Below are 24571 nucleotides of genomic sequence, written 5' to 3' on the forward strand. Positions count from 1 at the left end.
GGGACGGGTTTAGGTGCGGCAAGCGCTACTTTCTGGACGGACGCTGCTTGCAGTGGCAGATGGCTGCGATCATGTCCCCGGGACCGCGGCGCCGTGCGCGCGCGACGCCGCACCGTCCCGCCCAGTCGTTTGAACGAGGATCCTTTCCCAGATGACCGTCGCTACGCGCCAGCCAGCGCTTCTTCCCGAACACCCCGCATTCGCCACCGCCAAGGTGCTGTGGGTCCGCCACTGGAACGAGCATCTGTTCAGCTTCGCGATCGAACGGCCGGCCAGCTTCCGCTTCCGCTCGGGCGAATTCGTGATGATCGGGCTGGAAGGCGAAGGCGGCAAGCCGCTGATGCGCGCCTATTCGGTCGCCAGCCCGTCATGGGCCGAAGAGCTCGAATTCCTGTCGATCAAGGTGCAGGACGGTCCGCTGACCTCAAAGCTGCAGCAGATCGTGCCGGGCGACGACATCTATCTCGGCAAGAAGTCGACCGGCACGCTGGTCGCCGACGCGCTGCTGCCGGGGCGCCGGCTGTTCCTGCTTTCCACCGGCACGGGCCTTGCGCCGTTCCTGAGCGTTGCGCGCGATCCCGAGATCTACGAGCGCTTCGAGCAGGTGGTGACGGTGCACAGCGTCCGCCGGGTCAGCGATCTCGCCTATCATGACGAGCTCGCCGCCAAGCTGGCCGATGATCCGCTGATTGGCGAACAGGCTGCTGCGCAGTTCCATTATGTGCCCACGGTCACGCGCGAGCCGTTCCACACCAGCGATCGGATCGGCAAGCTGATCGAGAATGGCAAGCTGTTCGAAGGCGTGCCGGGCGATCCGGTGCTGAACCCGGAGACCGACCGGGTGATGCTGTGCGGATCGATGGACATGATCCGCGATTTCGCGGCGCTGCTGGAAGGCAAGGGCTTCAAGGAAGGTTCGAACAACGCGCCGGGCGATTTCGTGATCGAACGCGCCTTCGTCGGCTGAGGTGTAGACGTCCCGGTTAGCGTCTCCTCCACCGCGAAGCGGGGGAGGGGGACCGCCGCCGAAGGCGGTGGTGGAGGGGTAACTCCCCTTCCACCACGACAAGCCCCCTCCACCATTTGCTGCGCAAATGGTCCCCCCCCCGGAGCTGCGCTCCGAGGGAGGAAACACTCAGGCGGCGAGCGCCTTCGCCCCGCTGACCGCGCGGATGTCCGCCGCAAGCTGGTCCACCCGCGCCGGATCGGCGTCCCAGGCGAACATGAACCGCGCACCGCCGCCAATGAACGTATAGAAGCGCCAGCCCCGCGCGCGCAGGCCTTCCAGCACCGATTCCGGCGCGCGAACGAATACGCCGTTCGCTTCCACCGGGAACATCAGCTCGATCCCCGGCAGTCCATCGATCTGCCCCGCCAGTTGCTGCGCGCAGGCATTGGCGTGGCGCGCGTTGCGCAGCCAGGCGCCATTCTCCAGCATGCCCACCCAGGGCGCGGCAAGGAAGCGCATCTTCGACGCGAGTTGCCCCGCCTGCTTGCAGCGATAGTCGAAATCCTGTGCCAGTGCACGATCGAAGAACAGCACCGCCTCGCCGACGGCCATGCCGTTCTTGGTGCCGCCAAAGCAGAGCACGTCGACCCCGGCGCGCCAGGTGATGTCCGCCGGATCGCAGCCCAGCGTCGCGCAGGCATGGGCAAAGCGGGCGCCGTCCATGTGCAGCTTCAGGCCCAGTTCGCGGCACACGGCGGAAAGCGCCTTCACCTCGTCGATGCTGTAGACCTGACCCGTTTCTGTCGGCTGGGTGATCGTCACCACACGCGGCTTCGGGAAATGGATGTCGGAACGGCTCGTTGCGACTGCGCGCACCGAATCCGGCGTCAGCTTGCCGTCCTCGCTCTGGGCGACGAGCAGTTTCGATCCGTTCGAGAAAAACTCAGGCGCGCCGCATTCGTCGGTCTCGACATGCGCGGCGGCGGAACAGATCACGCCGTGATAGGACTGGCACAGCGCGGCGAGCGCCAGCGAATTTGCCGCCGTGCCGTTGAACGCGAAAAAGACTTCGCATTCGATGTCGAACAGCGAGCGGAAGGCGTCGGCGGCAGCCTGGGTCCAGCTGTCATCACCATAAGCGGGGGCATGGCTCCGATTGGCCGCCTCCATCGCCGCCCACGCTTCCGGGCAGATTCCGGCATAATTGTCGCTGGCGAATTGCTGAACGTCGGTCATTACGCGGGTCGAACCTCTTTACTGTTGCACAGCAAAAAGCGGGACGACGCGTGCGTGGCTGGAACACCGTGTTGCCGGTCTCGGCCACATCCCTCCAAATATCGTTGGAGGCACCACCTTGCACGGGGCAGGTTGGTGCCGGGCGTCGGCCCGACTCTTGATGCTGGCGCAGCGGATAGCGGAAGTTGCGAGGGGGCGCAAGATTGTTGCGAGGCGTCTTGGCAGTTAGCGGCGCCCGCGTCACCCTTCACCGTCATCCCCTCGGAGGCGGGAATCCATTGGCGCTGAATCGACGGTTCTTGCCCCAGCGCACAGGCGGAAGGATTCCCGCCTTCGCGGGATTGACGAGGATTTGGTGTCGGCCCGACACCTCAGTATGGCGGCTGGTGCAGACCCCTGGGGCTGAGCGTGAAAATCTCGCAGCCGGTTTCGGTGATGCCGATCGAATGTTCGAACTGGGCCGAAAGCGAGCGATCGCGCGTCACCGCCGTCCAGCCATCGTCGAGCAGCTTCACGTCGGGCCGGCCGATGTTAATCATCGGCTCGATCGTGAAGAACATGCCGGGCCGCAATTCCGGGCCGGTGCCCGGACGGCCGACATGTACCACCTCTGGCGCATCGTGGAAGACCTGGCCCAGGCCGTGCCCGCAGAAATCGCGAACGACGCCATAGCGATGCTTTTCGGCATAACGCTGGATCGCGTGGCTGATATCGCCCAGATGGTTGCCGGGCTTTGCCTGTTCGATGCCAAGCATCAGGCATTCATAGGTCACGTCGACCAGCCGGCGTGCCTTGATCGGCACGTCGCCGACCAGGAACATGCGGCTGGTGTCGCCATGCCAGCCGCCGAGCATCGGCGTGACGTCGATATTGACGATGTCACCGTCCTTCAGCGGTCGATCGCCGGGGATGCCGTGGCAGACGACATGATTGATCGAGATGCAGCAGCTGTGCGTATAGCCCCGATAGCCGAGCGTCGCGGGCACACCGCCGCCCGCGATGGTCATCTTGCGGACGATATCGTCGAGTTCCTGCGTCGTGACGCCGGGAACCACGTGCGGCACCAGCGCGTCCAGGATTTCCGCGGCCAGCCTGCCCGCCTTGCGCATCCCCTCAAAGCCTTCCGGGCCATGAAGCTTGATTGCGTGGCTGCGCGCCTGCGGCATATCCGCCGTCACGTTCACATATTCGGTCATGCTTGCGATATAGGCGCCCGAGGCGCAAAGGGCGAGGGGGCTTGGGAGAATTGCGGATGCCGGAATCGGGCGCGGAGTGGCTGGAAGGCGGATGTGCCTGCGGTTCGGCTCGCTACCGGGTGGCGGCCGACCCGATTTTCGTCAACAATTGTTATTGCACGCTTTGCCAGCGACAAACCGGCGCCACCAGCGTCCTCAACCTGTTCATCGAAGGCGAGAAGCTGGAACTTCTGGCGGGCGAGACGACCAGCCATTTCGTCGCAGCAGGATCGGGCGGACCGCACGAGATCGTCCGGTGCGCCGTCTGCGGCACCGCCCTGTGGAGTTTCTATCCGCGGCTCGGCCGGTTAGGCGCCGGGGTGCGTGCCACAACGTTGGACGAACCGGGGCGTATGCGACCGGATGCCGCCATCTACACGGCAAATCGCATGCCGTGGGTGACGTTGCCCGAGGGCATTCCGCAGTTCGAGGAAACCTATGATCCCGCGGCGCTTCTCTCGTCGGATCGGCTGGCGCGATTGCGTGCGCTCGCTGCGCGCCGGAAAGCGGCGATCGACAAATGACCGATCGTGTGTGGACGGCGGCCCTGGTGGTGATCGGCGACGAGATCCTGTCGGGCCGCACTCAGGACAAGAATATCGCGCAGCTTGCCACCTGGCTCAACGTCCAGGGCATCCGGCTGAGCGAAGTGCGGGTAGTGCCCGATCGGCAGGCGGCGATCGTCGAGTCCGTGAACGCGCTGCGCATCCGCAACGATTATCTCTTCACCACCGGCGGCATCGGCCCGACGCATGACGACATCACGGTCGACGCGATCGCGGCGGCGCTGGGCGTGCCGGTGATCGTCCATCCGGCGGCGCGTGCCAGCCTCGAATCCTATTATGCGAACAAGGGCGGATTGACCGAGGCGCGGCTGCGCATGGCGCGCGTGCCCGAGGGCGCCGATCTGATCGTCAACCGCATGTCCGGTGCGCCCGGCATTCGATGGGGCAATATCTTCATCCTGGCCGGGGTGCCGCATATCGCAGCGGGCATGCTCGATGCCCTCACCGGCACGCTGGAAGGCGGCCTGCCACTGGTCTCACGCTCGATCGGCTGCTGGGTGGCGGAAAGCGAGATTGCCGACCTGCTCGTCGACGCCGAGCACGCGCATCCGGGGGTCGCGATCGGCAGCTATCCCTTTTTCCGCGAAGGTCGCGTGGGCGCCAATTTCGTGGTGCGGGCGACGGATCCGGCGCTGGTCGACCGCTGCGTCGCGTTGCTGGCGAGCTGGCTCGAAGCGCGTGGCTTCGCCGTTGTGGTCGGCGGAGTCTAGCCGCGCTCGGGTGCTATCAGCTTGCGGTGGCCGTGACTTCCGCTTCGCTGTCGGACAGCAGCGTGCGCGCGCGCAGCGAGCCGCCATCGGGCCCGGTCAGCGAGAACAGGTATTCGCCCTCGGCCGGTGGCGTGAACTGGATCGCGCCTGCATCGTCGGTCACATATCCGAGGTCGATCATTTCGTCTGGGGCGCCCGTGATCGCCACCACGGCACCGCGAACCGGCCTGCCGTTCGTATCGTGAAACGAAACCTTTGCCATGCGTGCTCCTTCCTAAATTGATGCGGCCCACCACGTGGCACCCGGTAAAGGGTGGTGCCACGCGGTGGGCTCCCGTCAAGCGTCCGACTCGGAAATGCGACGGCCGCCGCGGCGCATCGTCACGCGCCCAGCGCTTTCCACGCCAGCAGGTTATCGAACACCGCCTTCACGATCCGGGTCGCCGAGTTGCCCGAAGCCGCGCCATTGGTGTGAATGCCCACGGCATAACGCTGGTTGTTCTGCAGGATCCAGACCGGCGCGCCGCTCTGCCCGCCCGCGGTGTCGATGTCATAGGTCAGGACGCGGCTGGAGACCGACTTGGCCTTCTGCGCCATGAACCATTGCTGGTTTCCGCCCTTGTCGCCCGGATAGCCGCTGAGATTGAGCATCGCGTTCTTCAGGAACGCATCGTCGCGGGTGGCGAAACCGAAGGTGCCGGTCTGCGCGCCTGGGCGGCTGTTGGCGGGCAGAATGATCGCGCCATAGTCATTCTCGCGCTTCTTGCCCTGCGTCCAGCCCGTCACCGAGCGGAGCGCCGTGCCGACATGGCTGCCAAAGGGTCGGCTGGCGTCGTTCAGCCCGGGGACCACCTCGATCGAGCTGGCCCAACCACCTGCGCCGTGCAGGAACACGCAATGCCCCGCGGTAATCACGGTGCGCGGCGAAATCAACCAGCCGGTGCCGATGAAGCGCTGGCCATTGGCGGCCTGGATCTTCAGCCCGCAAATCGCTCGCCACGGATAGCTGCTGGTCGCCTGGACCCGCACGCGATTGTCCACGCCGATCACGACTTCCTGGCGCATTTGTTCCAGCAGCTCCGGATAGCTGCCGTAGATTGCGTCGAGCGCGGACGTTTCGTCGAATTCGGTGCCGAACGACGCGCCGGTGTTGCCGAGCTCCCAGCCGGTTTCATTGCCGAGCACGCGGATCGCCGTGTTCGACGCTTCGGTGTCGGGCTCCTTGATGTTCTGATCGATCCCGGAGACGACTTCATATTCGGTATCGAACTGGAATGCGGAGCGATTGTCGGACTGGCTGGGTGCCTGATCTGACGTCGGGGGACCGGCATTCGGCTCTTCCGACTGGTCCATCACATTGGCGTTCGGATCCTTCAGCGACTTGGTCATCAATACCTCCATCAACCTCAAAGCAATTCGAGGAACTGCGGATTTGCGACCCTTCCCACCGGTTCTTTATCGTTATGGCCTAAACATCGGCATGATCACCTATTCTTCCGGTCGTTGCACGGCCAGTCGGGATCGCTGCAGCGGCAAGCTGTGGCAATCGCATGTGCATCGGAAGTCGCGATGATGTCTAAAATTTACAATCTAATTCAGTATATATTGATAGCGTTTGATATGCTGCGATGCAAAAAAATCTGGCAAGCGGCGCATCGAGCAGAAACGTTGCGTAACACTATTAGGTATATTCGACGATTTCACGAGTCGTCCATATTCTAATAGCTTATAATATCCGTTTCAATTCGAATCTTCGAGGTGTGGAAGGAGCGCTTTCGTCGCAATCTCGTCACACTCAGCCGATTATTGACAACGTGGCCATGGTTTGACCTGAATTGACAGGCGCATTTTCTATAATCGACTCGGCTTTTTCATGCGAATCCGCCGGCGCCACGCTGTCGTCGATCGATCAGCCCCGTGCGAGCAATGCGCGGGCGCGGCTCACGTCCAGGTCCATCTGCGCGACCAGTGGGTCGAGACTATCGAACTTTGCTTCGGGGCGAAGATAGTCGATCAGTTCGATCTCGATCCGCTGCCCGTAAAGATCGCCCTCGAAATCGAAGAAGAACGTCTCGAGCAGCTCGACCGGTGGATCGAAACTGGGCCGGATGCCGAGATTGGCGACCCCGTCGAGCCGGCGCCCATCGGCCAGCTGCCCGCGGACGGCATAGATGCCATAGGCGGGACGAAGATAGTTGCCGAGCCGCATGTTGGCAGTCGGGTAACCGAGCTGGCGGCCGAGCTTTGCGCCGCCTTCAACCTCGCCGGTGATCGTGAACGGGCGGGTGAGAAGCGCCGCGGCGGCGCGGGGGGCGCCATCCTTCAGAAAGGCGCGGATGCGGCTGGAGGACACGATCGCGCCGTCCAGCGTGACGGCAGGCACCGTTTCCGCCGTGAACCCCAGTTCGGCCCCAAGCGTGGCGAGCACCCGCACATCGCCTTCGCGGCCCTTGCCGAAGGTAAAATCCTCCCCGGTGACGACGCCGGCGGCACGGATCCGATGGGCCAGCAGCTCGGCGAACTGGTGCGCGGTGAGCCGGGCGAGATCGGCATCGAAATGGAAGACCAGCATCGCCGCAGCGCCCGCCGCAGCGAACAGCTGCTCGCGCTGATCGAGCGTCGTCAGGCGAAAGGGGGGCGCATCCGGCTGAAAATGGCGGCGCGGGTGCGGGTCGAATGTGGCGACCAGTGCCGGCCGCCCTGCCGTCCGCGCGCGCTCTACGGCCCGGCCGACAACGGCCTGATGTCCGATATGGAACCCGTCGAAATTGCCCAGCGCGACGATCGCGCCTCGCAAGGAGGGCGGAACCGCCGAGCCGCCGTCCAGCCGCTGCATGCGCCGGCTATAGGCATCGGGCGGGCGGATGCCAATGGGGTGGCAGCGGCTCAGGAATTTGGTCTTGCGGGGATGATGCCGGCGCGCAGCACCCGCAGGACATTGCCGCCCATCACCTTGGTGATCTCCCCCTCCGAGAAGCCCCGATTCACGAGCGCCTGCGTGACCTCGATCAGCTGAGAGGAATCGAAGCCTGTGGTGACGGCGCCGTCAAAATCGGAACCGAGCCCGACATGATCGATGCCGACTAGATCGCGGACATGCGCGATCGCCGACGCGATTGCTGCAGGCGCGGTCGAACAGATCGCGGCATCCCAATAGCCGATGCCGATTACGCCGCCCGTGCGGGCGACGCCGCGAATCTCGTCATTGGTGAGGTTGCGGTTGACTTTGCAGGTGGCCTGCACGCCGCCATGACTGGAAACGACCGGACGGCGGGCCATTGCCAGGATGTCGGCAACGGCGGCGTGGCTGGCATGGGCGATGTCGACGATCATGCCCTTGGCCTCCATCCGGCGAAGCACCTGCCGTCCGAGCGGGGTCAGGCCGCCCTTGGCAATGCCATGCATCGATCCCGCGACCTGATTGTCAAAGAAATGCGCGAAACCCGCCATGCGGAAACCGGCATCGTAGAGTCGATCGAGATTGGCCGGATCGCCCTCAATGTCCTGCAACCCCTCGATCGAAAGCATGCCGCCGACCACCTGCCGGCCCGCTGCGCGATCGACGAGCAGACGATCGAGATCGGCGGGTGTCGCAATCACGCGCAGCCGGCCATCCGAGCGCTCTGCCGCGCGACGAAGTTTCTCGGCGTGCCACAGCGACCGTTGCAGCAACGAGCCCCAGGTGCGGATCGGCTGCAACTGGGCGACCGCGAGCAGCGTGATGTTGTCGCTTTCGTCGCTGTTCGAGTAATAATTCTGGTGCCGGGGCGTCTTGGTGACCGACGAAAACACCTGCAGCGCGACATTCCCGTCGATCAGTCGCTGCAGGTCCACCTGGCCGCGCCCTGCCGGATCGAGCAGATCGCGCCGCCACATCAGCGTATCGGCGTGGAGATCCGCAATCTGCAGCCGCTGATGCAGCGCGCGCGTCTGGGCGGTGACGCGAGGCAGGGGGGCAGGGACCACCCGGTTCATGCTCGAATCGACGATCGTGGGCGCGATACCGAACACTCCGATCGCGGCAACGGCGACGATCCCGGTCGCGATCGCTGCCAGCCGCCGCTTTATCACCGACGTTCCAGCGTCACGAAGCTGTAGGCCGGGCGTTCCCCCTCGGCCGCGTGATCCTCCCGCACGGTTTCGCGCCATACCGCCGGGTCGAAGGCGGGAACGGCTGCGTCGCCGGGCAGGGCCAGATGGACCTCGGTAAGCTCGATCCGGTCCGCGCGGTCGAGGAACAGCGCGAAGATCTCGGCGCCGCCAATGATCGCGACATTCGGCCCGGCCAGCGCGAGCGCGGCATCGGGATCATGAACAACCTCCGCACCATCGGCGCGCCACTGCTGATCGCGGGTCAGGACGATATGGCGACGGCCGGGCAGCGGCGCGGGAAAGGAATCGAACGTCTTGCGACCCATCACCATCGGCCGCCCCACCGTCTGCGCCTTGAAGCGCTTGAGGTCGGCCGGCAGGCGCCAGGGCAGTTGTCCGTCGCGGCCGATCACGCCGTTGTCGGCACGGGCCAGATGGAACGAGATCATATCGCCACCGCCGCCTTGATGTGCGGCTGGGCGACATAGTCGTGGATCACGAAATCCTCATATTCATAGGCGTCGATCGATGGCGCGTGGCGCAGGATTTCGAGTCGCGGCAAGGGGCCCGGTGTGCGGGTCAGCTGTTCTCGCGCCTGATCGAGATGGTTGCTGTAGAGATGGCAGTCGCCGCCGGTCCAGATGAACTCCCCGACGTCCAGCCCCGCCTGCTGCGCCAGCAAATGGGTCAGCAGCGCATAGCTCGCGATGTTGAAGGGGACGCCCAGGAAGATGTCGGCTGAGCGTTGATAAAGCTGGAGGCTGAGTCGGCCGTTCGCGACATGGCACTGGAACAGGCAATGGCACGGCGCCAGCGCCATCGCGCCCAGTTCCCCCGGATTCCATGCGGAAACGACCATCCGGCGCGAGGCGGGGTTGACCTTCAGCGTTTCGATCAGCTCGGCGATCTGGTCGATATGGCGACCGTCGGGCGCCTCCCAGTCGCGCCACTGCTTGCCATAGACGGGGCCGAGATCGCCACTTTCGTCCGCCCATTCGTCCCAGATGCTTACCTTCCGCCCCTGCAACCAGCGAACATTGGTGTCGCCGCGCAGGAACCACAGCAGTTCGATCAGGATCGAGCGGATGTGCAGCTTCTTCGTAGTCAGCAGTGGAAAGCCCTTGGCGAGATCGAAGCGCATCTGATGCCCGAACACGCTGAGCGTGCCGGTGCCGGTACGGTCCATCGTCGCCGCGCCGTGTTCGAGTGCGCGCGCCATGAGGTCGAGATATTGCTGCATGGCGCCACCCTAGCCACAGCCGGCGGGCGAGTCATCCCGGCTTGGTCGGGTCCATTTCGGATGTCCGAAGCCGAGCGGCTTCCGCTTCGGCGCACGACGACGGCATGGCAAGGCGAGGGCGATGCCGAGCCTCGACCAGCCCTTGCGGATCAACGACGCGGCCAGCGCGGCGGCGCTGTTCGCACCGCTGGCTGCGGGCGAATGCGAAGCGGGGGCCATCGCCTATCTGGCGCGCGATTGCCGCTTGCTGGGGTTGCGCCATATCGGCGGCGGCGCGCATGCTTGGATCGACGTGCCGGTGCGCGCAGTCGTCGCCGACGCGCTGAGTTTCGATGCGGCGGCGGTGGTGATGGCGCATCACCATCCGAGCGGCGACGCCACTCCCAGCCGCGCCGATGGCGAAACGACACGAATGCTTGCGCGTGCGCTGGAGCCGCTGGGCATCCGGCTGGTCGATCACCTCGTCCTGACGCGCGCGGGAAGCACCAGCTTTCAGGCGCTCGGGCTGTTGTGAAGCCCCGTTTCGACTATCGCTTCGGCGTGACCCACACGGAGACCGGCGACGCGAACTTGCCCGGCGCCGGCTTGCCGACGTCGACTCGGTCTGCCTTGACGAGTTCGCCCGTCTCGAGCGTGAAGGAGGCCCAGGGCTTGGGCATCCGGCCAAAGCTCATCTTCTGGATCGGCTGGCCGGTGGTGCTGTTCATGATGGTTGCGATGATTGCCATCGCGCAGCCGGTACCGGCGCCGGCCGGCCGATGTCCAGCCTGACCGGCAGGCTATCCACAGCCTTTCCTTGCCTCAATCGCGCGTTCGGATGATCGCGCGGGTCACGTCGCCCATCAGCCGCATCCGCACCGGGATCGGCTGGCGGGTGCTGGCGATCATCACCGCCACCGCGTAGCGATGGCCGTCGGGCGCGACGAGCAGGCCGACATCGTTATACCCGGTCGAAAGGCTGCCCAGATCCTGGCCGGTGCCGGTCTTGTGCGCGAGCGACCAGCCCGGGCGCAATCCGGATTTCAGGCGCAGCGGCCCGGTCTTGCTGGCATGGATGATCGCGATCAGCCGATCGGTCGAGGCACGCCTGAGCAGCTTGCCCTCGGCGAGCAGGGCGATGCCGAGCGTGACGCCATTGGCCGAGGCGCCATCATAGGGGGCAGCAAGATAGCGATCGAGCGCCTTGCGACGCACCTCCGCGCTCAGCGCTGCGCGCGCCTTCAGGAAGCCCCAGCCGCCGGCCCATTCCGGGCGCCAGCTGAGCCCGGCGGTACGCGCCTGAAGCTCGCGCTCGCCGGGGCCGAAGCCGACACCCTCGACGCCCTTTTCCGCAAGCATCCGGCGAATCGCCTTGGGGCCGCCGACCTTCCACAGCAGCACGTCGTTACAGGTGTTGTCGCTGCGGGTGAGGGCGCATTGCAGCAGCCCGCCGACCGTCGTTCGATAGCCGTTCTTGCCGACAAGCGGCCTGATCGGCTGGTGAAACACGGTGAGGTCGGCGCGGGTGACGGTGACGGGCGTGGCCAGCGAAAGGCGCTTGTGATCGATCGCGTCGAACACCGCGATCGCAACCCATAATTTGCTGACGCTCTGTTGCGGCTGGGGGCGATCGCCGTTCCAGGCCACTGTCCAGCCCTGGTCGACATCGCGGACCGAGATCGCCACCTCGCCCTTGAAGCCGGTGCCCAGCGCCTGGACGGCGTTCAGCAGTGCCGCCGGCGGCTCGGCGCGCTTCGCCGCCCGCGCAGGTGCGGGAGCGGGGACCGAAACGGAGGTGGCGGTAGCCGGCGGCGGGGCAAGGGGGCGCACCGGTCGTGGCGGCGGACTGGTATTGCTGACGGTGGCGGGGGGAACGCAAGCCGTGATCGTGGCGCTCAGCGCCAGCATGACAGCTGAACGGGACGCAAACTGGAATTGTGGCAATCGATCCTCCTTTCCCAGTGGCTTACAGGCGAAAGATGAGGAGAAAAGGGCGGACGGATTCGGTTGGTCCTGCGCTTGCGTCGACTGGTCGGCGTCGGGCGAGCACCGCGTAAAACCCGTAAGTGTAATCCACAATAGTGCGGATTTCCCTCGCTTCGTATCGGCGAATACGAACGGGAGGGAAGCGTGCAGCATGATTCAGGAAAGATAGAGGCAGGGGACCGCTCGCCCCGCAGGCACGGCGCGGTGAAGCGCGCCTTCTCGCCGCCGTCTGCGGTCGCCAGACGGCGATAGTCGCCGAACGATCCCCGGACCTGTCAACACCCACCCCTCCCGGATGGCCCGAACGAGGCCGGCCGCTCAGTGGAGCCAAACATGCAAGACGACATTCTCTTACGCAGCGGCGGCTGGTTTCTGGTCGCGGTGGCCGCGATCTTCGCGGCGGTTGCCGCTGCCGATACGCCCTTTGCCATCCATATGGGAATTGCGGCCGCAGCGGCGATCCTGACGGCCTTTGTGACGTTGCGCGGGATCAGCCTGTTGCCGACGCGCGCCGCCGCCGCCCGCGCCGCCGAGCGTTATGAAGACGAAGTCATCCGCTGGGGGCTGATCGCCACGGTGTTCTGGGGCGTGGTCGGTTTTCTGGTGGGCATCGTCATTGCCGCGCAGCTAAGCTTTCCGCTGCTCAACCTGCCGACCGAATATACCACCTTCGGGCGGCTGCGCCCGCTCCACACCTCGGCGGTGATCTTCGCGTTCGGTGGCAATGCGCTGATCGCGACGAGCTTTTATGTCGTCCAGCGCACCTGCCGGGCACGGCTGGCGCTGCCCGGCCTCGCGAAGTTCGTGTTCTGGGGATACCAGCTGTTCATCGTGCTCGCCGCGACCGGCTATATCCTCGGCGTCACCGAAGGTCGCGAATATGCCGAGCCCGAATGGTATGTCGACATCTGGCTGACGATCGTCTGGGTCGCCTACCTCGCCGTGTTCGTCGGCACGATCCTCAAGCGGTCTGAACCGCATATCTACGTCGCCAACTGGTTCTATCTCGGCTTCATCATCACCGTGGCGATGCTGCACATCGTCAATAATCTGTCGCTGCCGGTCTCCTGGGTCGGCTCTAAATCCTATTCGCTCTTCTCGGGCGTGCAGGATGCACTGACGCAGTGGTGGTACGGCCATAATGCCGTGGGCTTCTTCCTCACCGCCGGCTTTCTGGGCATGATGTATTACTTCGTGCCGAAACAGGCGGAACGGCCGATCTACAGCTATCGCCTGTCGATCATCCACTTCTGGTCGCTGATTTTCCTGTATATCTGGGCCGGCCCGCACCATCTTCACTATACTGCGCTGCCCGATTGGGCGCAGACGCTGGGCATGGTCTTTTCGATCATGCTGTGGATGCCGAGCTGGGGCGGCATGATCAACGGCCTGATGACGCTCAACGGCGCGTGGGACAAGGTCCGCACCGATCCGATCATCCGCATGATGGTGTTCGCGCTCGCCTTTTACGGCATGAGCACGTTCGAGGGCCCGATGATGTCGGTGAAGAGCGTCAATTCGCTGTCGCACTACACCAACTGGACGATCGGCCATGTCCATTCGGGCGCGCTCGGCTGGAACGGCATGATCACCTTCGCCGCGATCTATTACATGACGCCGCGTCTGTGGGGCCGCGCCCGGCTCTATTCGCTGCGCATGGTCAACTGGCACTTCTGGTGCGCGACGCTGGGGATCGTTCTCTACGCCTCCGCAATGTGGGTGGCGGGGATCACGCAAGGGCTGATGTGGCGCGAATATGGGGACGACGGCTACCTCGTCTACTCGTTCGCCGAGGTCGTCCAGGCGATGCATCCCTATTACGTGATCCGCGTCGGCGGGGGCCTGCTCTACTTCATCGGCTCGCTGTTCATGGTGTGGAACGTCTGGATGACGATCGCCGGTAAGCTGCGCGACGAGGCGCCGATGACCGACACTCCGTTCGATCCGGCGCGCGACCACCCGCTGCCCGCCCGCGCTCCGGCCGCCGAATAAGGAACGCCAACGATGTTCAACTTCGTCCAAGGCCACAAGAAGATCGAGCGCAACGTGACGCTGCTGGCGGCACTCGCGCTGGTCACCGTCGCGATCGGCGGCATCGTCGAGATCGCGCCGCTGTTCTGGATACAGTCGACGGTGGAAAAGGTGGACGGCGTTCGCCCCTATACCCCGCTCGAGCTGGCCGGCCGGAACATCTATATCCGCGAAGGCTGCTATAACTGCCATAGCCAGATGATCCGGCCGTTCCGTGACGAAACCGAGCGCTACGGCCATTACAGCCTGGCCGCCGAAAGCATGTTCGATCACCCGTTCCAATGGGGATCGGAACGCACGGGGCCGGACCTCGCGCGCGTCGGCAACCGTTATTCGGACGAGTGGCATGTCCAGCACCTGAAGGATCCGCGTGCCGTGGTGCCGGAATCGATCATGCCGCCCTATGCCTTCCTCGCCGACCGCGAGCTGAAGGCGGCGGACATGGCCGCGCACCTCAAGGCGCTGCGCGCCGAAGGCGTCCCCTATACCGACGAGGACGTCGCCAAGGCGGTGCAGGACGTGCAGACGCAAGGGTTTGGCGATGGCGACACGGCCGATCTCGCCCGCCGCTATCCGGGCGCGCAATCGCGCGACTTCGACGGCAATCGCGGCCGGCTGACCGAAATGGATGCGATCGTCGCCTATCTCCAGGGGCTCGGCACCCAGGTCGACTTCGCGGCCGCCGCCGCGCGGGAGAAGGCGAAATGAGCTACGACGCGCTTCGTCATTTCGCGGACAGCTGGGGGCTGATCGTAATGACGTTGGTCTTTTTGACCCTTGCCGCCTGGCCGTTCCTGCCCGGCTCCGCGCGTGGCAATGCCCGCGCCGCCACCAGCATCTTTGAAGACGAGGATCCTATCGATGGCTGAGAACAAGCGCATCGACGAGAAGACCGGCACGAGCACGGTCGGCCATGAATGGGACGGCATCGAGGAACTCGACACGCCGATGCCGCGCTGGTGGTTGTGGATCTTCTATGGAACGATCCTGTTCGCGATCGGCTATTGCATCGCCTATCCGGCATGGCCGCTGCTGAACGGTGCCACGCGCGGCGTGCTCGGTTGGTCGAGCCATGCCGATCTGGACCGCGATCTTGCCGCCGAACGCGATCGCCGCGCCCCGGTGATGCGCGCGCTCGCCGCGACGCCGATCGAGCGGCTGGGCGACAATCCCGCGTTGATGGCCGCAGCGGTGGAAGGTGGCCGTTCGGTGTTCAAGGTGCATTGCGCCGCCTGTCACGGTGCCGGTGCCGCCGGGAGCAAGGGCTATCCCAACCTCAATGACGACGACTGGCTGTGGGGCGGTGACATTGCCGCGATCCAGCAGACGATCGCCCACGGCATCCGCCAGCCGGGTGACGACGCCACCCATATGTCGCAGATGCCGGCCTTTGGGCGCGACCAGATCCTGAAGCCTGCGGATGTCGAAGACGTCGTCTCCTATGTCCGGCTGGTATCGAAGCAGGAGCCGGCCAGCGCCTCGGCGAGCCGCGGCGCGGCGGTGTTCGCGAACAACTGCGCGATGTGCCACGGCGACAACGCACGTGGGAACCGCGCGTTCGGCGCCCCCAATCTCACCGATCACATCTGGCTCTATGGGGGTGATCGTGCGTCGCTGACGGACACCATTACCAATGCGCATGCCGGGATCATGCCGGCTTGGGAAAAGCAGCTCGATCCGCTGGCGATCAAGATGGTTGCCGCCTATGTCCATTCGCTTGGTGGTGGCGAGGCGAACCCGCCGGCGGCGCAGGTCGCCACCGCGCCTGCCGCAGCGCCGCCCCGGTGATCCGACGATGAACGCGCCCTCTGGCCTCAGTCCTTCGTCGCATCTGTTCGAGGCGCGGCGAAAGGTGCTGCCAAAAGCGGTCAAGGGGCCGTTCCGCCGCTTCAAATGGGTGGTGATGGCGCTCACCCTGTTGGTCTATTACGTCACGCCGTGGCTGCGCTGGCATCGCGGCCCGTTCGCGCCCGACCAGGCGGTGCTCGTCGATCTTGCGCATCGCCGCTTCTATTTCTTCTCGATCGAAATCTGGCCGCACGAATTCTATTATGTCGCCGGTTTGCTGGTGATGGCAGCGATCGGCCTGTTCCTCGTCACCTCCGCCGTCGGCCGTGCCTGGTGCGGCTATGCCTGTCCGCAGACGGTGTGGACCGATCTGTTCCAGCATGTCGAGCGGATGATCGACGGCGACCGCAACGCCCAGCTGCGCCTGCTGGCCGCGCCCTGGGGGCCGGGCAAGATCGCGCGGCGCGTGGCGAAGCATGTCAGCTGGATCGTGATCGGCGTGCTCACCGGCGGCGCCTGGATCTTCTATTTCGCCGATGCGCCGACGCTGGCCCGCCAGTTGATGCAGGGACAGGCGCCGCTCGTCGCCTATAGCACGGTCGCGATCCTGGCGGCGACGACCTATGCGCTCGGCGGACTGATGCGCGAACAGGTCTGCCAGTTCATGTGCCCCTGGCCGCGCATCCAGACCGCGATGATGGACGAGCGTTCGCTGACCATCACCTATAAATTCTGGCGCGGCGAGCCGCGCAGCCACGGCCTCAAGCGCAGCAAGGCCGCCGAGGCGCAGCCGGTCGCGCCAATTCCCGCCGGCGACTGTATCGATTGCAACGCCTGTGTCGCGGTGTGCCCGACCGGGATCGACATTCGCGAAGGGCCGCAGATCGGCTGCATCACCTGTGGTCTGTGCATCGACGCCTGTGACGACATGATGATCCGCATCGGCCGTGCGCCCAAGCTGATTGCCTATACCACCGAACTCGATGCCCGCGCCGAACAGGCAGGCGAGGCACCGGCGCCGACCCTCAAGCGCCTGCTGCGCGTGCGAACACTCGTCTATTTCGCAGTCTGGTGCGCGATCGGGCTTGGCATGCTCGCGATGCTGGGCGGCCGCACGCGGCTCGAACTCAGCGTGCTCCAGACGCGCAACCCGCTCTGGGTGCGGCTGAGCGACGGATCGATCCGTAACAGCTATGCGCTCAAGATCCGCAATCTCGAGGCGCGGCCGCGCGACGTGGAGGTCAGCATCGACGGCGTGCCCGGCGTGATCTGGGCCGAGAGCGGCAGCCGGGCGGATGCGGGCAGGAGCGTGCGATTCCGCATCGAGGCCGACAAGGTGGCGAAGGAACATCTGTTCGTTGCCGCCCCCGAGGCGGGGCCGCAGCGCGCGGACCTGCGCTTTACGGTTCGCTCGCTCGATCCGCAGGGCGAGACGGCCGCCACCACCAGCTATTTCGAGCGCCCGGAGAACCGGCCATGACACGTCCTTTCACAGGCTGGCACATGGCCGCCATCCTGATCGGCTTTTTCGGTGTGGTGATCGCGGTCAACCTGGTGATGGCCACGAACGCGGTGCGCACATTCGGCGGCGTCGTGGTCGACAACAGCTATGTCGCCAGCCAGTATTTCAATCGCTGGCTGGCCGAGGGGCGCGAACAGGCGGCGCAGGGCTGGCGGGCGGAGGCGCATGGTACGCCGGACGGCGCGCTTGTGGTGGCATTGCGCGACGCACGCGGCCCGATCCGGCAGGCGATCGTCACCGTCGAGGCCGAGCATCCGCTGGGCCGCGTGCCTGGTCGCAGCATTGCGCTGACGACGCTGGGCGACGGGCGCTATGCCGCGCCGCACGCGCTTTCCGCAGGGCGCTGGCGCGTCCGCATTCATGCGCGCGCGGGGCAGCGCGACGCCGAGTTCGTCCAGGATCTGCGGCTGTGAACGCGCCCGTCACGTTCCGTGCCACCGGCCAAATCGCCGACACCGACCTGGTGGTGGAGGGGCTGCGCTGTGCCGGCTGCATCGCAAAGCTGGAACACGGCCTGCTGGCAATGACCGGCGTGTCCGAAGCGCGCGTCAATTTCACCACCAAGCGGCTCCATGTCGTCCATGACGTGACGCTGGATGCCGACACGCTGATCGCCGGTATCGGCACGCTCGGTTTCGAAGCGCACGCACTGGCCGAAGCCGCCCCCCCCGATCGCGAGAGCAAGCGGCTGGCGCGGGCGCTGGCGGTCGCCGCCTTTGCGGCGATGAACGTCATGCTGTTGTCGGTCTCGGTCTGGTCCGGCGCCGATGGCGCGACACGGGCGATGTTTCACTGGCTGTCGGCGCTGATCGCGCTTCCTGCCATCGCCTATTCGGGGCGCCCCTTCTTCACGAGCGCCTGGCGCGCCCTGCGGCGGGGCCGCACCAACATGGACGTGCCGATCAGCATCGGCATCTCACTTACCTGTGCGATGAGCCTTTACGAAACGGTGGTGCAGGGGCCGCACGCCTATTTCGACGGGGCAGTGATGCTGATCGCCTTTCTGCTCGGCGGGCGCCTGCTCGACAGCGTGATGCGCGAGCGCGCGCAGGACGGCGTGGCGGCATTGCTCCGCAAGCTGCCGGACGAGGTGCGCGTGCTCGGCGATGACGGGCAGATCCGCACCATCGCCGTCGCCGATGTGGCGCCTGGGATGCGCGTGCTCGTCCCCGCCGGGGATCGCATCGGGGTTGACGGGACGGTCGAGGCGGGGATCAGCGATATCGACCGCAGCATCGTCACCGGCGAAAGCGCGCCCGAGCCGGTGACGGTTGGCGGCAGCGTGCTGGCCGGCACGATCAACCTGACCTCGCCGCTCACGGTGCGCGTGACTGCTGCCGCGACCGATACCGTGCTCGCCGACATCGCTCGGCTGATGGAGGCGGCGGGCCAGCACAAATCGCGCTACGTGCGCATCGCCGATCGGGCATCGCGACTCTATGCGCCGGCGGTGCATTCGCTCGCACTGCTGAGCTGCGCCGGCTGGCTGGTTGCCGGTGCGGGCTGGCATCAGGCGCTGCTGATCGCGGTGGCTGTGCTGATCATCACCTGCCCCTGCGCGCTGGGCCTGGCGGTGCCGGTGGCGCAGATCGTGGCGTCGGGCGCGCTGATGCGTCGCGGCGTGCTCGTCCGCGACGGCGCCGCGCTCGAAAAGCTGGCGGCGGTCGATACGGTGCTGCTGGACAAGACCGGCACGGTGACGCTGGGCCAGCTTCGCCCCGTTTCGGGGATGCCGAGCGACGCCGCCCAGCGGCGCGTCCTGCTCGCGCTGGCGCTTGGCACGCGCCATCCGCATGCCCGCGCCATTGCCCGCATGCTCGAAGCCGAGGGTGTTGCCCCCGCGATTCTCAGCGAGCTTCGCGAAGTTGTCGGCAGCGGTGTCGAGGCGATCGTCGACGGGCGTCGGGCCGCGCTTGGCCGGGCGCACTGGGTGTCGCCGGGCGCGAGCCTGCCTGTCGCGAGCGGCGTTCACACCTGCTTTGCCTTCGATACGTCGCCAATCGCCTGCATCGTCTTTGCCGACGCAGTGCGGGCCGATGCGGGGCCTGCGGTGGCGCGACTCAAGGCACTCGGGCTCGACGTGCAGTTCGTTTCCGGGGACGGGGCGGCGGTTGTCCGCGCGCTCGCCGACCGGCTGGGCCTGGCGGCGCGGGCAGAGATGTCACCGGCAGCCAAGCATGACGCGGTGGCGCAACTCGAAGCGGCGGGCCGCCATGTCCTGATGGTGGGCGATGGCGTCAACGACGGCCCGGCGCTTAAATGCGCCTCAGTGGGCATGGCGCCTTCGGCCGCGAGCGATGTCGGACGTCAGGCCGCCGATATCGTGTTCTTCGGCGATCGGCTGATGCCGGTGCCCGTTGCCGTTGCGGCCGGTCGCCGGACGATGGCGGTGGTGCGCCAGAATTTCGTGCTGGCGATCGGCTATAACCTGCTCGCGGTACCGCTCGCGATCGCCGGGCAGGTCACGCCGCTGGTCGCGGCGCTGGCGATGTCGGGCTCGTCGATCCTGGTGGTGGCCAATGCCTTGCGGCTGCGGGGAGCGGCGCGATGAGCATCGTCGCGGTGCTGATCCCGGTGGCGCTGCTGCTGGGCCTGCTCGGCCTCGGCGCCTTTTTCTGGGCCTCGGCGAGCGGGCAGTTCGACGATCTAGACGGGGCCGCGCTCCGCATCCTGATCGAGGATGAGGCGGCTGGCCCAGAGGATCGGCGGTGATCCGGCTGGCCGCCACCGGCATGGCGATTGCGGGGATGCTGGCGGCGGGCATGCCCCGCGCGCTCGTGCCGTCGCCGGGCATTGCCATCGGTCGTTATTGCTCCCCGGACCACCGCTCTCCGCCAGCCCCTGGGAGGGCGCCCGATCGCGACTGCCCCGATGCCTGTCATGCCGTCTGCTCGCGCGGTCTGCGGCACGAGTGCGAAGAGGAATGAGCGGATCGATGCAGGGGGACCGGCGCGCCGGGATGCCTCATTTGTCGGGTCTGCGGTATGCGTAACGCAGGAAATCGAAGGCAGGCAGCGCCTCGTGCTGTTTCAGGTCGAACCAGGCGGCGTTTTCCCAGTTCGAACCCGTTCCCCAGCGCGTCTTGCACTTCGTGGAGACCCAGGCCGGTTCCCAATAGACCACCCCGACGCCGCCGCTCGACACCACCTGCTGGGTAAGGTCGATCAGATAGCGACGCTGGCCGTCCGGGGTCGCCGGATAGCCGGGAATCAGCGTGTCCGGGCCGAGCAGATTGGGCGCGCTGTCGGCGCCGTCATTGGTGAAGGGATAGGCGGTTTCCACCACGATCACCTCCGCCTTATAGCGGTCCTTGGCGGCGGCGATCACCTTGCCGAGCCCGGCGATGCCGAGCTTTGACCATTTCCGGTAATAGCTGATCCCAATCACGTCGTAATCGAGTACCCCGGCCAGCGTTGCCTGATCGAACCAGGGCATCACATTTTCCGGCTGGGCGATGTGCAGCATCACCTTTGGCCGCGTGCCGCTGGCCTTTCCGGCGTCGCGTACCGCCTCGATCCCTGCGTTGAACAGCCGGGCATTGCGTTCCCAATTGATCGGTTCGCCGATCACGCCGCCCATCAGTTCGGGGTTGGTCTCGTTGCCGACCTGCACCATGTCCGGCATCAGGCCCTGCGCGGCGAGCTTGTCCAGGATTTCGCGGGTGTAGCCATATACCGCCTTCACCTGCGCATCGGTGTCCAGCTTGGCCCAGGCCGCCGGCGCGCGCTGCTTCTCGCCGTCCGCCCAGTCGTCCGAATAATGGAAGTCGAGCAGCACCTTCAGCCCCGCCGTATGGGCGCGGCGGATCGTTTTCAGCACGTCGTCGTAATTGCTGTAGCGGGTCCAGTCGGGATTGTTCCACAGCCGGACGCGAACGATGTTGCCGCCCTTCGCCTTCAGCAGTTCGAACGGATCGACCGGCTTGCCGTGATCGCGATAGACCGCGCCGCAATCCTCCATTTCGTTCACATAGCTGAGATCGGCGCCCAGATAGAGCGTGTCGTCCGGCGCCGCCGGCGAACCGGCGGCGAGGGCGGCGGCGGCGAGAAGATGGCCCAGCATCAGAAGCTGTAGCTCACGCCGGCGAGGAAACGGCGACCGAACCGTTCATAACGACCCTGAAGCCGGGTATCGCCATAATAGGTTTCGAACGGCTCGTCGGTCAGGTTGTTCGCCTGGAACAGCAGCTCGACGTCCTTCAGCGGCCCGGTCTGGAATTTGTACGAGGTCTGGAAGTCCAGCACGCCTTCGTCGCGGGTATAAAGGATGCGATCGGTATCGCCCAGCTCGGTCGCATAATTGCTGCGGTAGCGATAGGCGATTCGCGCCTCGAACCCGTGCTTGCTGTAATAAAGCGTGGCGTTGCCGACATGCTTTGACAGGCCGGGCAGCGCCGTGGCGCCGATCGCGTTGTCGCGCTCCTCGACGGTGATGTCGCTGTCGGTATAGGAATAGTTGAGATAGGTGCCGAAGCCGTCGAACGGCGCGGGCAGGAAGGTGAACGCCTTCTGGAAAGCAACTTCAACGCCCTTGATCGTGCCGCCTTCACCGTTGACCGGCTGGGTGAAGGTACCCTGGACAATGTTGCCGCCCGCATCGGTGAAGTTGCGGGTGGTCGTCTGGGTGGCGATGAAGGTGTCGAGATCCTTGTAGAAGCCCGAGATCGTCAGCGCGCTGTCGCGATCGAAATACCATTCGAACGTCAGGTCGAGCTGGTTGGCGCGGAACGGTTCGAGCAGCGGGTTGCCGCCGGTCGCCGATGGCGCGCCGCCGCTTGTGTACACGCCGACGCCCGCGTTGAGATCGTCGAGCGGCGCGCGCGCGATCGCCTTGCTGGCGCCGAAGCGCATTTGCAGCTGGTCGGTCAGCTTGAAATTGAGGTTCAGGTTGGGCAGCCAATCGGTGAAGGCGTTGTCGAACCGCACCGGCGTGGCGGTGGCAACCGCGCCCTGGCCGTCGATCTGGGTGCTGCGCGAGTTGGTGTCGGTATGCACCATGCGGACGCCGGCATTGCCGGTCACCGGGATGCCGAAAAGCGTGCCTTCCAGATCGGCCTGGACATAGGCCGCGACCGTCGACTCCCGTACCTCCCAGCTCGACGACTGGTCATAGAAGCTTTCCTGCGGGTCGAGCGTGCCGAAATAGCGGCTGATCGCGCCCGGAATATCGATCGACAGCGTTTGCGGCACGCCGCCGAAGCCACTGGGGAAGGTGACCACGCCGTTGATCAGGTCGGACGGGATCGCGACGCGGTCGCCCTCGGCGATGAAGCCATATTGGGTGCGCTGGGTGTAATCCTTGGCGCGATCGGTGAAGCGGCCGCCGGCGATGATGCGCCGGACAAAGCCGCTGTCCAGCTCACGCTGCAACTCACCCTTCAGCGTCCAGAGGTGATCGTTGATCAGCGGCGCGCCGCCGCCATTGGTGGGGATCTGAAATTCGGAAATGCGATTGACGTTGGGGTCGGTCAGCGAATGGTTGAAGCTGAAGCTTGCCGCCTGGCCGGGCGTGGTCAGGAAGGTGCCGGTCGAGCCGTAGCGATCCTGGAAGGTGAAGCCGTTCGCGGTCGCCGAAAATTCAGTGCGCAGCGTCAGGAACTGCTGGTTGCGGTGCGTGGTCGAATAGCCCGCGTCGAGGATGCCGGTCCAGCCGTCCTTCGACCATTTGCCGTTCAGCCCGCCGGCATAGAGATCGTCGGTGAAGAAAAAGCTTTCGTTCACGTTGCGCACGTCGAGGCCGTAATCGACGCCGGTGTTGGTGGCGGTGATGCCGGTGACGTTGCCGTCGACGACGGTCGCGTCCGAGAAGCTGTTGCCGAAGGGCAAGCCTTCGGCGCGCAGCCCGCGCTGCGTTTCGGTGAACTTGACATGGCTGTAGAAGAAATCGCCGTTCAGCTCGAACAGGCCGTGGCCCGGATTCCACTGCACCGCCGCGAGCGCGCCGTGGCGGATATCGTCGCCGCCGCGCACCAGCGCCTCATAGCCATAGGGGATATTGTCCTGCGCGCCGCTATTGCCGGCCGCGCCCTTCCCGTCGCCGTTCAGGTCGGCGAAGCTGTTGGTATAGCGGAACACGTTGGTCCGCGCGGTCGCGTTCGCCTGGCGGCGGCCCGAATAGCCGAGCGCAATGCCCAGCGTGTCATCAAAGAACTGATCGACATAGGAGATGCTGCCGATATAGCCCCAGGGCTTGGCATCAGCGATGTCGGGCGCGAGATCGTTGTAACTGGCGCGCAGGTTGATCGCAACCTTGCGTTCGCCGAAATCGAGCGGGCGCACCGTCTGCAGGTTCACCTGGCCCGCGATTGCGCCTTCCACCTGTGATGCGGTGGGCGATTTATAGACGAACGCGCCGTTGAGCAGCTCGGTCGGGTAATCGTCATAGCGGATGTTGCGGTTCGCCTCCGCCGAGACGACCTCGCGGCCGTTGAGCAGCGTATTGACGAGGTTCGGCCCCATGCCGCGGATCGAGATCTGGGTGCCGTTGCCGCGATCGCGGTTGGTGGCGAGGCCGGGCAGGCGGGCGAGCGACTCGGCGATCGACGCTTCGGGCAGCTTGCCGAGATCCTGCGCCGAGAGCGTTTCCTGGACGCGATCGGCGTCGCGCTTCGATTGCAGCGCGGTGCGCAGCGACGCGCGGTAACCCTGGACGATGATTTCGTTCTGATCCCGCTCATCGGCCGCACTGGCCTGTGCCGTTGCGTCCTCCTGCGGCTGTGCATCGGCCTGCGCCCATGCGGGCGCTGCGATCGCGATCGCAAACAGGTTTGCCGCGGCTCTGGCCGCACGGTTGGTCATCATCGGTCCCTCTCCCTAGGATTTGTTAGGGGACCAATAATATGATAAATAAGCTAGATAAAGGGGGAGTCCGCCCGCGCGCGAACATTTCTTGCATGCGTGCCAAAATTGCCGCGGTGCCAGCCTTCAGGTGGCGGACGGCCGTAACCGCGACGCATTCTGCCGCCCGGCTGTGCCTTAAGCGGAAGCGCTTTATTTTGATCTGATCCTCGTCGTCTCCGCAGAGGCGATGTCGTTATCAGGGAGCGGATCGCGCATGCCGTTGCACTTGTGGGCATCACGCAGACTTACGTCTGGGAGGGTGTCGAAACTGCTTCTGCTCGATCCCGTTTCGATCGCGTTTCATACACTAAGGGCGAGGTCGCATGCGCCACGATGGGCGCGAGGCGCAGTGCCTCAGGGAGTTCGGCGGCTTTGTCGTGGGTCTTGGTCCGGCGAAT

The 24571-nt window shown here is 65.4% G+C and carries 24 protein-coding genes and 1 riboswitch; of the genes, 12 read left to right on the forward strand and 12 right to left on the reverse strand.

Translation table 11 applies throughout. The features are described 5' to 3' along the window. Positions 1–151 precede the first annotated feature (151 nt). Positions 152–967, forward strand: coding sequence for a ferredoxin--NADP reductase (locus ACX40Y_RS10365; protein ID WP_459119474.1), 816 nt, complete (start codon positions 152–154; stop codon positions 965–967). A gap of 168 nt (positions 968–1135) precedes the next feature. Here the strand turns inward: ACX40Y_RS10365 and ACX40Y_RS10370 are convergent, their stop codons facing one another. Continuing rightward, complete coding sequence (locus ACX40Y_RS10370) at positions 1136–2185, reverse strand: threonine aldolase family protein (protein WP_459119475.1); 1050 nt, start codon at positions 2183–2185, stop codon at positions 1136–1138. Positions 2186–2242: 57 nt separating this feature from the next. Continuing rightward, a riboswitch (SAM-I-IV-variant riboswitch) is annotated at positions 2243–2354 on the reverse strand. A gap of 202 nt (positions 2355–2556) precedes the next feature. Beyond that, entirely contained in the window at positions 2557–3381 is an 825-nt protein-coding gene (gene map / locus ACX40Y_RS10375) for a type I methionyl aminopeptidase (protein ID WP_459119476.1), read from the reverse strand. 56 nt (positions 3382–3437) lie between these two features. Here map and ACX40Y_RS10380 point away from each other — a divergent pair, with 56 nt between their 5' ends. Next, positions 3438–3944 carry a GFA family protein gene (locus ACX40Y_RS10380; protein ID WP_459119477.1) on the forward strand — a complete coding sequence of 169 codons (507 nt, stop codon included), beginning with the start codon at positions 3438–3440 and terminating at the stop codon, positions 3942–3944. After that, positions 3941–4696 (forward strand): competence/damage-inducible protein A, encoded by a 756-nt coding sequence (locus tag ACX40Y_RS10385; protein WP_459119478.1) that lies wholly within the window; start codon positions 3941–3943, stop codon positions 4694–4696. Before ACX40Y_RS10380 ends, ACX40Y_RS10385 begins: the two co-directional genes overlap by 4 nt. Positions 4697–4712: 16 nt before the next feature. On the opposite strand, the gene ACX40Y_RS10390 is transcribed toward ACX40Y_RS10385, so the two are convergent. The 6 genes from ACX40Y_RS10390 to ACX40Y_RS10415 all read right to left on the reverse strand — a co-directional run bounded on the left by ACX40Y_RS10390 (position 4713) and on the right by ACX40Y_RS10415 (position 10028). Further along, a complete protein-coding gene (locus tag ACX40Y_RS10390) occupies positions 4713–4958 on the reverse strand; it encodes a hypothetical protein (RefSeq protein ID WP_459119479.1) in 246 nt (81 codons plus the stop codon). Between the two features lie 119 nt (positions 4959–5077). Continuing rightward, entirely contained in the window at positions 5078–6085 is a 1008-nt protein-coding gene (locus ACX40Y_RS10395; RefSeq protein ID WP_459119480.1) for a trypsin-like serine peptidase, read from the reverse strand. Between the two features lie 520 nt (positions 6086–6605). Further along, positions 6606–7532, reverse strand: coding sequence for a bifunctional riboflavin kinase/FAD synthetase (locus ACX40Y_RS10400; RefSeq protein WP_459119481.1), 927 nt, complete (start codon positions 7530–7532; stop codon positions 6606–6608). A 50-nt stretch (positions 7533–7582) separates the two neighbouring features. Next, positions 7583–8764 carry a dipeptidase gene (locus ACX40Y_RS10405; protein WP_459119557.1) on the reverse strand — a complete coding sequence of 394 codons (1182 nt, stop codon included), beginning with the start codon at positions 8762–8764 and terminating at the stop codon, positions 7583–7585. After that, entirely contained in the window at positions 8764–9237 is a 474-nt protein-coding gene (locus tag ACX40Y_RS10410; protein ID WP_459119482.1) for a dihydrofolate reductase, read from the reverse strand. Before ACX40Y_RS10410 ends, ACX40Y_RS10405 begins: the two co-directional genes overlap by 1 nt. Beyond that, complete coding sequence (locus ACX40Y_RS10415; RefSeq protein WP_459119483.1) at positions 9234–10028, reverse strand: thymidylate synthase; 795 nt, start codon at positions 10026–10028, stop codon at positions 9234–9236. The genes ACX40Y_RS10410 and ACX40Y_RS10415 overlap by 4 nt, the downstream gene beginning before the upstream one ends. A gap of 121 nt (positions 10029–10149) precedes the next feature. On the opposite strand from ACX40Y_RS10415, the gene ACX40Y_RS10420 reads away from it, so the two are divergent. Next, entirely contained in the window at positions 10150–10542 is a 393-nt protein-coding gene (locus tag ACX40Y_RS10420; protein WP_459119484.1) for a JAB domain-containing protein, read from the forward strand. 13 nt (positions 10543–10555) lie between these two features. Here ACX40Y_RS10420 and ACX40Y_RS10425 read toward each other — a convergent pair whose 3' ends face one another. Together ACX40Y_RS10425 and ACX40Y_RS10430 are read right to left on the reverse strand one after the other, a co-directional pair. Then, complete coding sequence (locus ACX40Y_RS10425) at positions 10556–10756, reverse strand: hypothetical protein (protein WP_459119485.1); 201 nt, start codon at positions 10754–10756, stop codon at positions 10556–10558. A gap of 73 nt (positions 10757–10829) precedes the next feature. Further along, positions 10830–11915, reverse strand: coding sequence for a serine hydrolase (locus ACX40Y_RS10430; RefSeq protein WP_459119486.1), 1086 nt, complete (start codon positions 11913–11915; stop codon positions 10830–10832). A 411-nt stretch (positions 11916–12326) separates the two neighbouring features. Here ACX40Y_RS10430 and ccoN point away from each other — a divergent pair, with 411 nt between their 5' ends. Genes ccoN through ccoS form a run of 8 tightly spaced genes read left to right on the forward strand, consistent with a single transcriptional unit; the run spans position 12327 to position 20046 of the window. After that, positions 12327–13985: a cytochrome-c oxidase, cbb3-type subunit I gene (gene ccoN, locus ACX40Y_RS10435; RefSeq protein ID WP_459119487.1), complete on the forward strand. Its 1659-nt coding sequence runs from the start codon at positions 12327–12329 to the stop codon at positions 13983–13985. Positions 13986–13997: 12 nt separating this feature from the next. Beyond that, a complete protein-coding gene (gene ccoO / locus ACX40Y_RS10440; RefSeq protein ID WP_459119488.1) occupies positions 13998–14732 on the forward strand; it encodes a cytochrome-c oxidase, cbb3-type subunit II in 735 nt (244 codons plus the stop codon). Further along, positions 14729–14893 carry a cbb3-type cytochrome c oxidase subunit 3 gene (locus ACX40Y_RS10445; protein WP_459119489.1) on the forward strand — a complete coding sequence of 55 codons (165 nt, stop codon included), beginning with the start codon at positions 14729–14731 and terminating at the stop codon, positions 14891–14893. The genes ccoO and ACX40Y_RS10445 overlap by 4 nt, the downstream gene beginning before the upstream one ends. Next, positions 14886–15812, forward strand: a complete 927-nt coding sequence (ccoP, locus tag ACX40Y_RS10450) for a cytochrome-c oxidase, cbb3-type subunit III (RefSeq protein WP_459119490.1) — start codon at positions 14886–14888, stop codon at positions 15810–15812. Before ACX40Y_RS10445 ends, ccoP begins: the two co-directional genes overlap by 8 nt. A gap of 7 nt (positions 15813–15819) precedes the next feature. Then, positions 15820–17292 carry a cytochrome c oxidase accessory protein CcoG gene (gene ccoG / locus ACX40Y_RS10455; protein ID WP_459119491.1) on the forward strand — a complete coding sequence of 491 codons (1473 nt, stop codon included), beginning with the start codon at positions 15820–15822 and terminating at the stop codon, positions 17290–17292. After that, a complete protein-coding gene (locus ACX40Y_RS10460; RefSeq protein ID WP_459119492.1) occupies positions 17289–17747 on the forward strand; it encodes a FixH family protein in 459 nt (152 codons plus the stop codon). Before ccoG ends, ACX40Y_RS10460 begins: the two co-directional genes overlap by 4 nt. Next, positions 17744–19885, forward strand: coding sequence for a heavy metal translocating P-type ATPase (locus tag ACX40Y_RS10465; RefSeq protein ID WP_459119493.1), 2142 nt, complete (start codon positions 17744–17746; stop codon positions 19883–19885). Before ACX40Y_RS10460 ends, ACX40Y_RS10465 begins: the two co-directional genes overlap by 4 nt. Then, a complete protein-coding gene (gene ccoS / locus ACX40Y_RS10470) occupies positions 19882–20046 on the forward strand; it encodes a cbb3-type cytochrome oxidase assembly protein CcoS (protein ID WP_459119494.1) in 165 nt (54 codons plus the stop codon). Before ACX40Y_RS10465 ends, ccoS begins: the two co-directional genes overlap by 4 nt. A gap of 252 nt (positions 20047–20298) precedes the next feature. Here ccoS and ACX40Y_RS10475 read toward each other — a convergent pair whose 3' ends face one another. Both ACX40Y_RS10475 and ACX40Y_RS10480 read right to left on the reverse strand, forming a co-directional pair. After that, positions 20299–21396: a glycoside hydrolase family 53 protein gene (locus ACX40Y_RS10475; protein WP_459119495.1), complete on the reverse strand. Its 1098-nt coding sequence runs from the start codon at positions 21394–21396 to the stop codon at positions 20299–20301. Beyond that, positions 21396–24131 (reverse strand): TonB-dependent receptor, encoded by a 2736-nt coding sequence (locus ACX40Y_RS10480; RefSeq protein WP_459119496.1) that lies wholly within the window; start codon positions 24129–24131, stop codon positions 21396–21398. Before ACX40Y_RS10480 ends, ACX40Y_RS10475 begins: the two co-directional genes overlap by 1 nt. Between the last annotated feature and the right edge of the window lie 440 nt (positions 24132–24571).

Source organism: Sphingomonas sp. RS6 (assembly GCF_054489705.1).

Coding starts and splice junctions, on each gene's coding strand:
- ACX40Y_RS10380 (WP_459119477.1), top strand. CDS start 3,438: ATGCCGGAATCGGGCGCGGAGTGGCTGGAAGGCGGATGTGCCTGCGGT.
- ccoP (WP_459119490.1), top strand. CDS start 14,886: ATGGCTGAGAACAAGCGCATCGACGAGAAGACCGGCACGAGCACGGTC.
- ccoS (WP_459119494.1), top strand. CDS start 19,882: ATGAGCATCGTCGCGGTGCTGATCCCGGTGGCGCTGCTGCTGGGCCTG.
- ACX40Y_RS10410 (WP_459119482.1), bottom strand. CDS start 9,237: ATGATCTCGTTCCATCTGGCCCGTGCCGACAACGGCGTGATCGGCCGC.
- ccoN (WP_459119487.1), top strand. CDS start 12,327: ATGCAAGACGACATTCTCTTACGCAGCGGCGGCTGGTTTCTGGTCGCG.
- ACX40Y_RS10400 (WP_459119481.1), bottom strand. CDS start 7,532: ATGCAGCGGCTGGACGGCGGCTCGGCGGTTCCGCCCTCCTTGCGAGGC.
- ACX40Y_RS10415 (WP_459119483.1), bottom strand. CDS start 10,028: ATGCAGCAATATCTCGACCTCATGGCGCGCGCACTCGAACACGGCGCG.
- ACX40Y_RS10370 (WP_459119475.1), bottom strand. CDS start 2,185: ATGACCGACGTTCAGCAATTCGCCAGCGACAATTATGCCGGAATCTGC.
- ACX40Y_RS10460 (WP_459119492.1), top strand. CDS start 17,289: ATGACACGTCCTTTCACAGGCTGGCACATGGCCGCCATCCTGATCGGC.
- ACX40Y_RS10425 (WP_459119485.1), bottom strand. CDS start 10,756: ATGGCAATCATCGCAACCATCATGAACAGCACCACCGGCCAGCCGATC.
- ACX40Y_RS10430 (WP_459119486.1), bottom strand. CDS start 11,915: ATGCTGGCGCTGAGCGCCACGATCACGGCTTGCGTTCCCCCCGCCACC.
- map (WP_459119476.1), bottom strand. CDS start 3,381: ATGACCGAATATGTGAACGTGACGGCGGATATGCCGCAGGCGCGCAGC.
- ACX40Y_RS10390 (WP_459119479.1), bottom strand. CDS start 4,958: ATGGCAAAGGTTTCGTTTCACGATACGAACGGCAGGCCGGTTCGCGGT.
- ACX40Y_RS10385 (WP_459119478.1), top strand. CDS start 3,941: ATGACCGATCGTGTGTGGACGGCGGCCCTGGTGGTGATCGGCGACGAG.
- ACX40Y_RS10420 (WP_459119484.1), top strand. CDS start 10,150: ATGCCGAGCCTCGACCAGCCCTTGCGGATCAACGACGCGGCCAGCGCG.
- ccoG (WP_459119491.1), top strand. CDS start 15,820: ATGAACGCGCCCTCTGGCCTCAGTCCTTCGTCGCATCTGTTCGAGGCG.
- ACX40Y_RS10395 (WP_459119480.1), bottom strand. CDS start 6,085: ATGACCAAGTCGCTGAAGGATCCGAACGCCAATGTGATGGACCAGTCG.
- ccoO (WP_459119488.1), top strand. CDS start 13,998: ATGTTCAACTTCGTCCAAGGCCACAAGAAGATCGAGCGCAACGTGACG.
- ACX40Y_RS10445 (WP_459119489.1), top strand. CDS start 14,729: ATGAGCTACGACGCGCTTCGTCATTTCGCGGACAGCTGGGGGCTGATC.
- ACX40Y_RS10365 (WP_459119474.1), top strand. CDS start 152: ATGACCGTCGCTACGCGCCAGCCAGCGCTTCTTCCCGAACACCCCGCA.
- ACX40Y_RS10480 (WP_459119496.1), bottom strand. CDS start 24,131: ATGACCAACCGTGCGGCCAGAGCCGCGGCAAACCTGTTTGCGATCGCG.
- ACX40Y_RS10475 (WP_459119495.1), bottom strand. CDS start 21,396: ATGCTGGGCCATCTTCTCGCCGCCGCCGCCCTCGCCGCCGGTTCGCCG.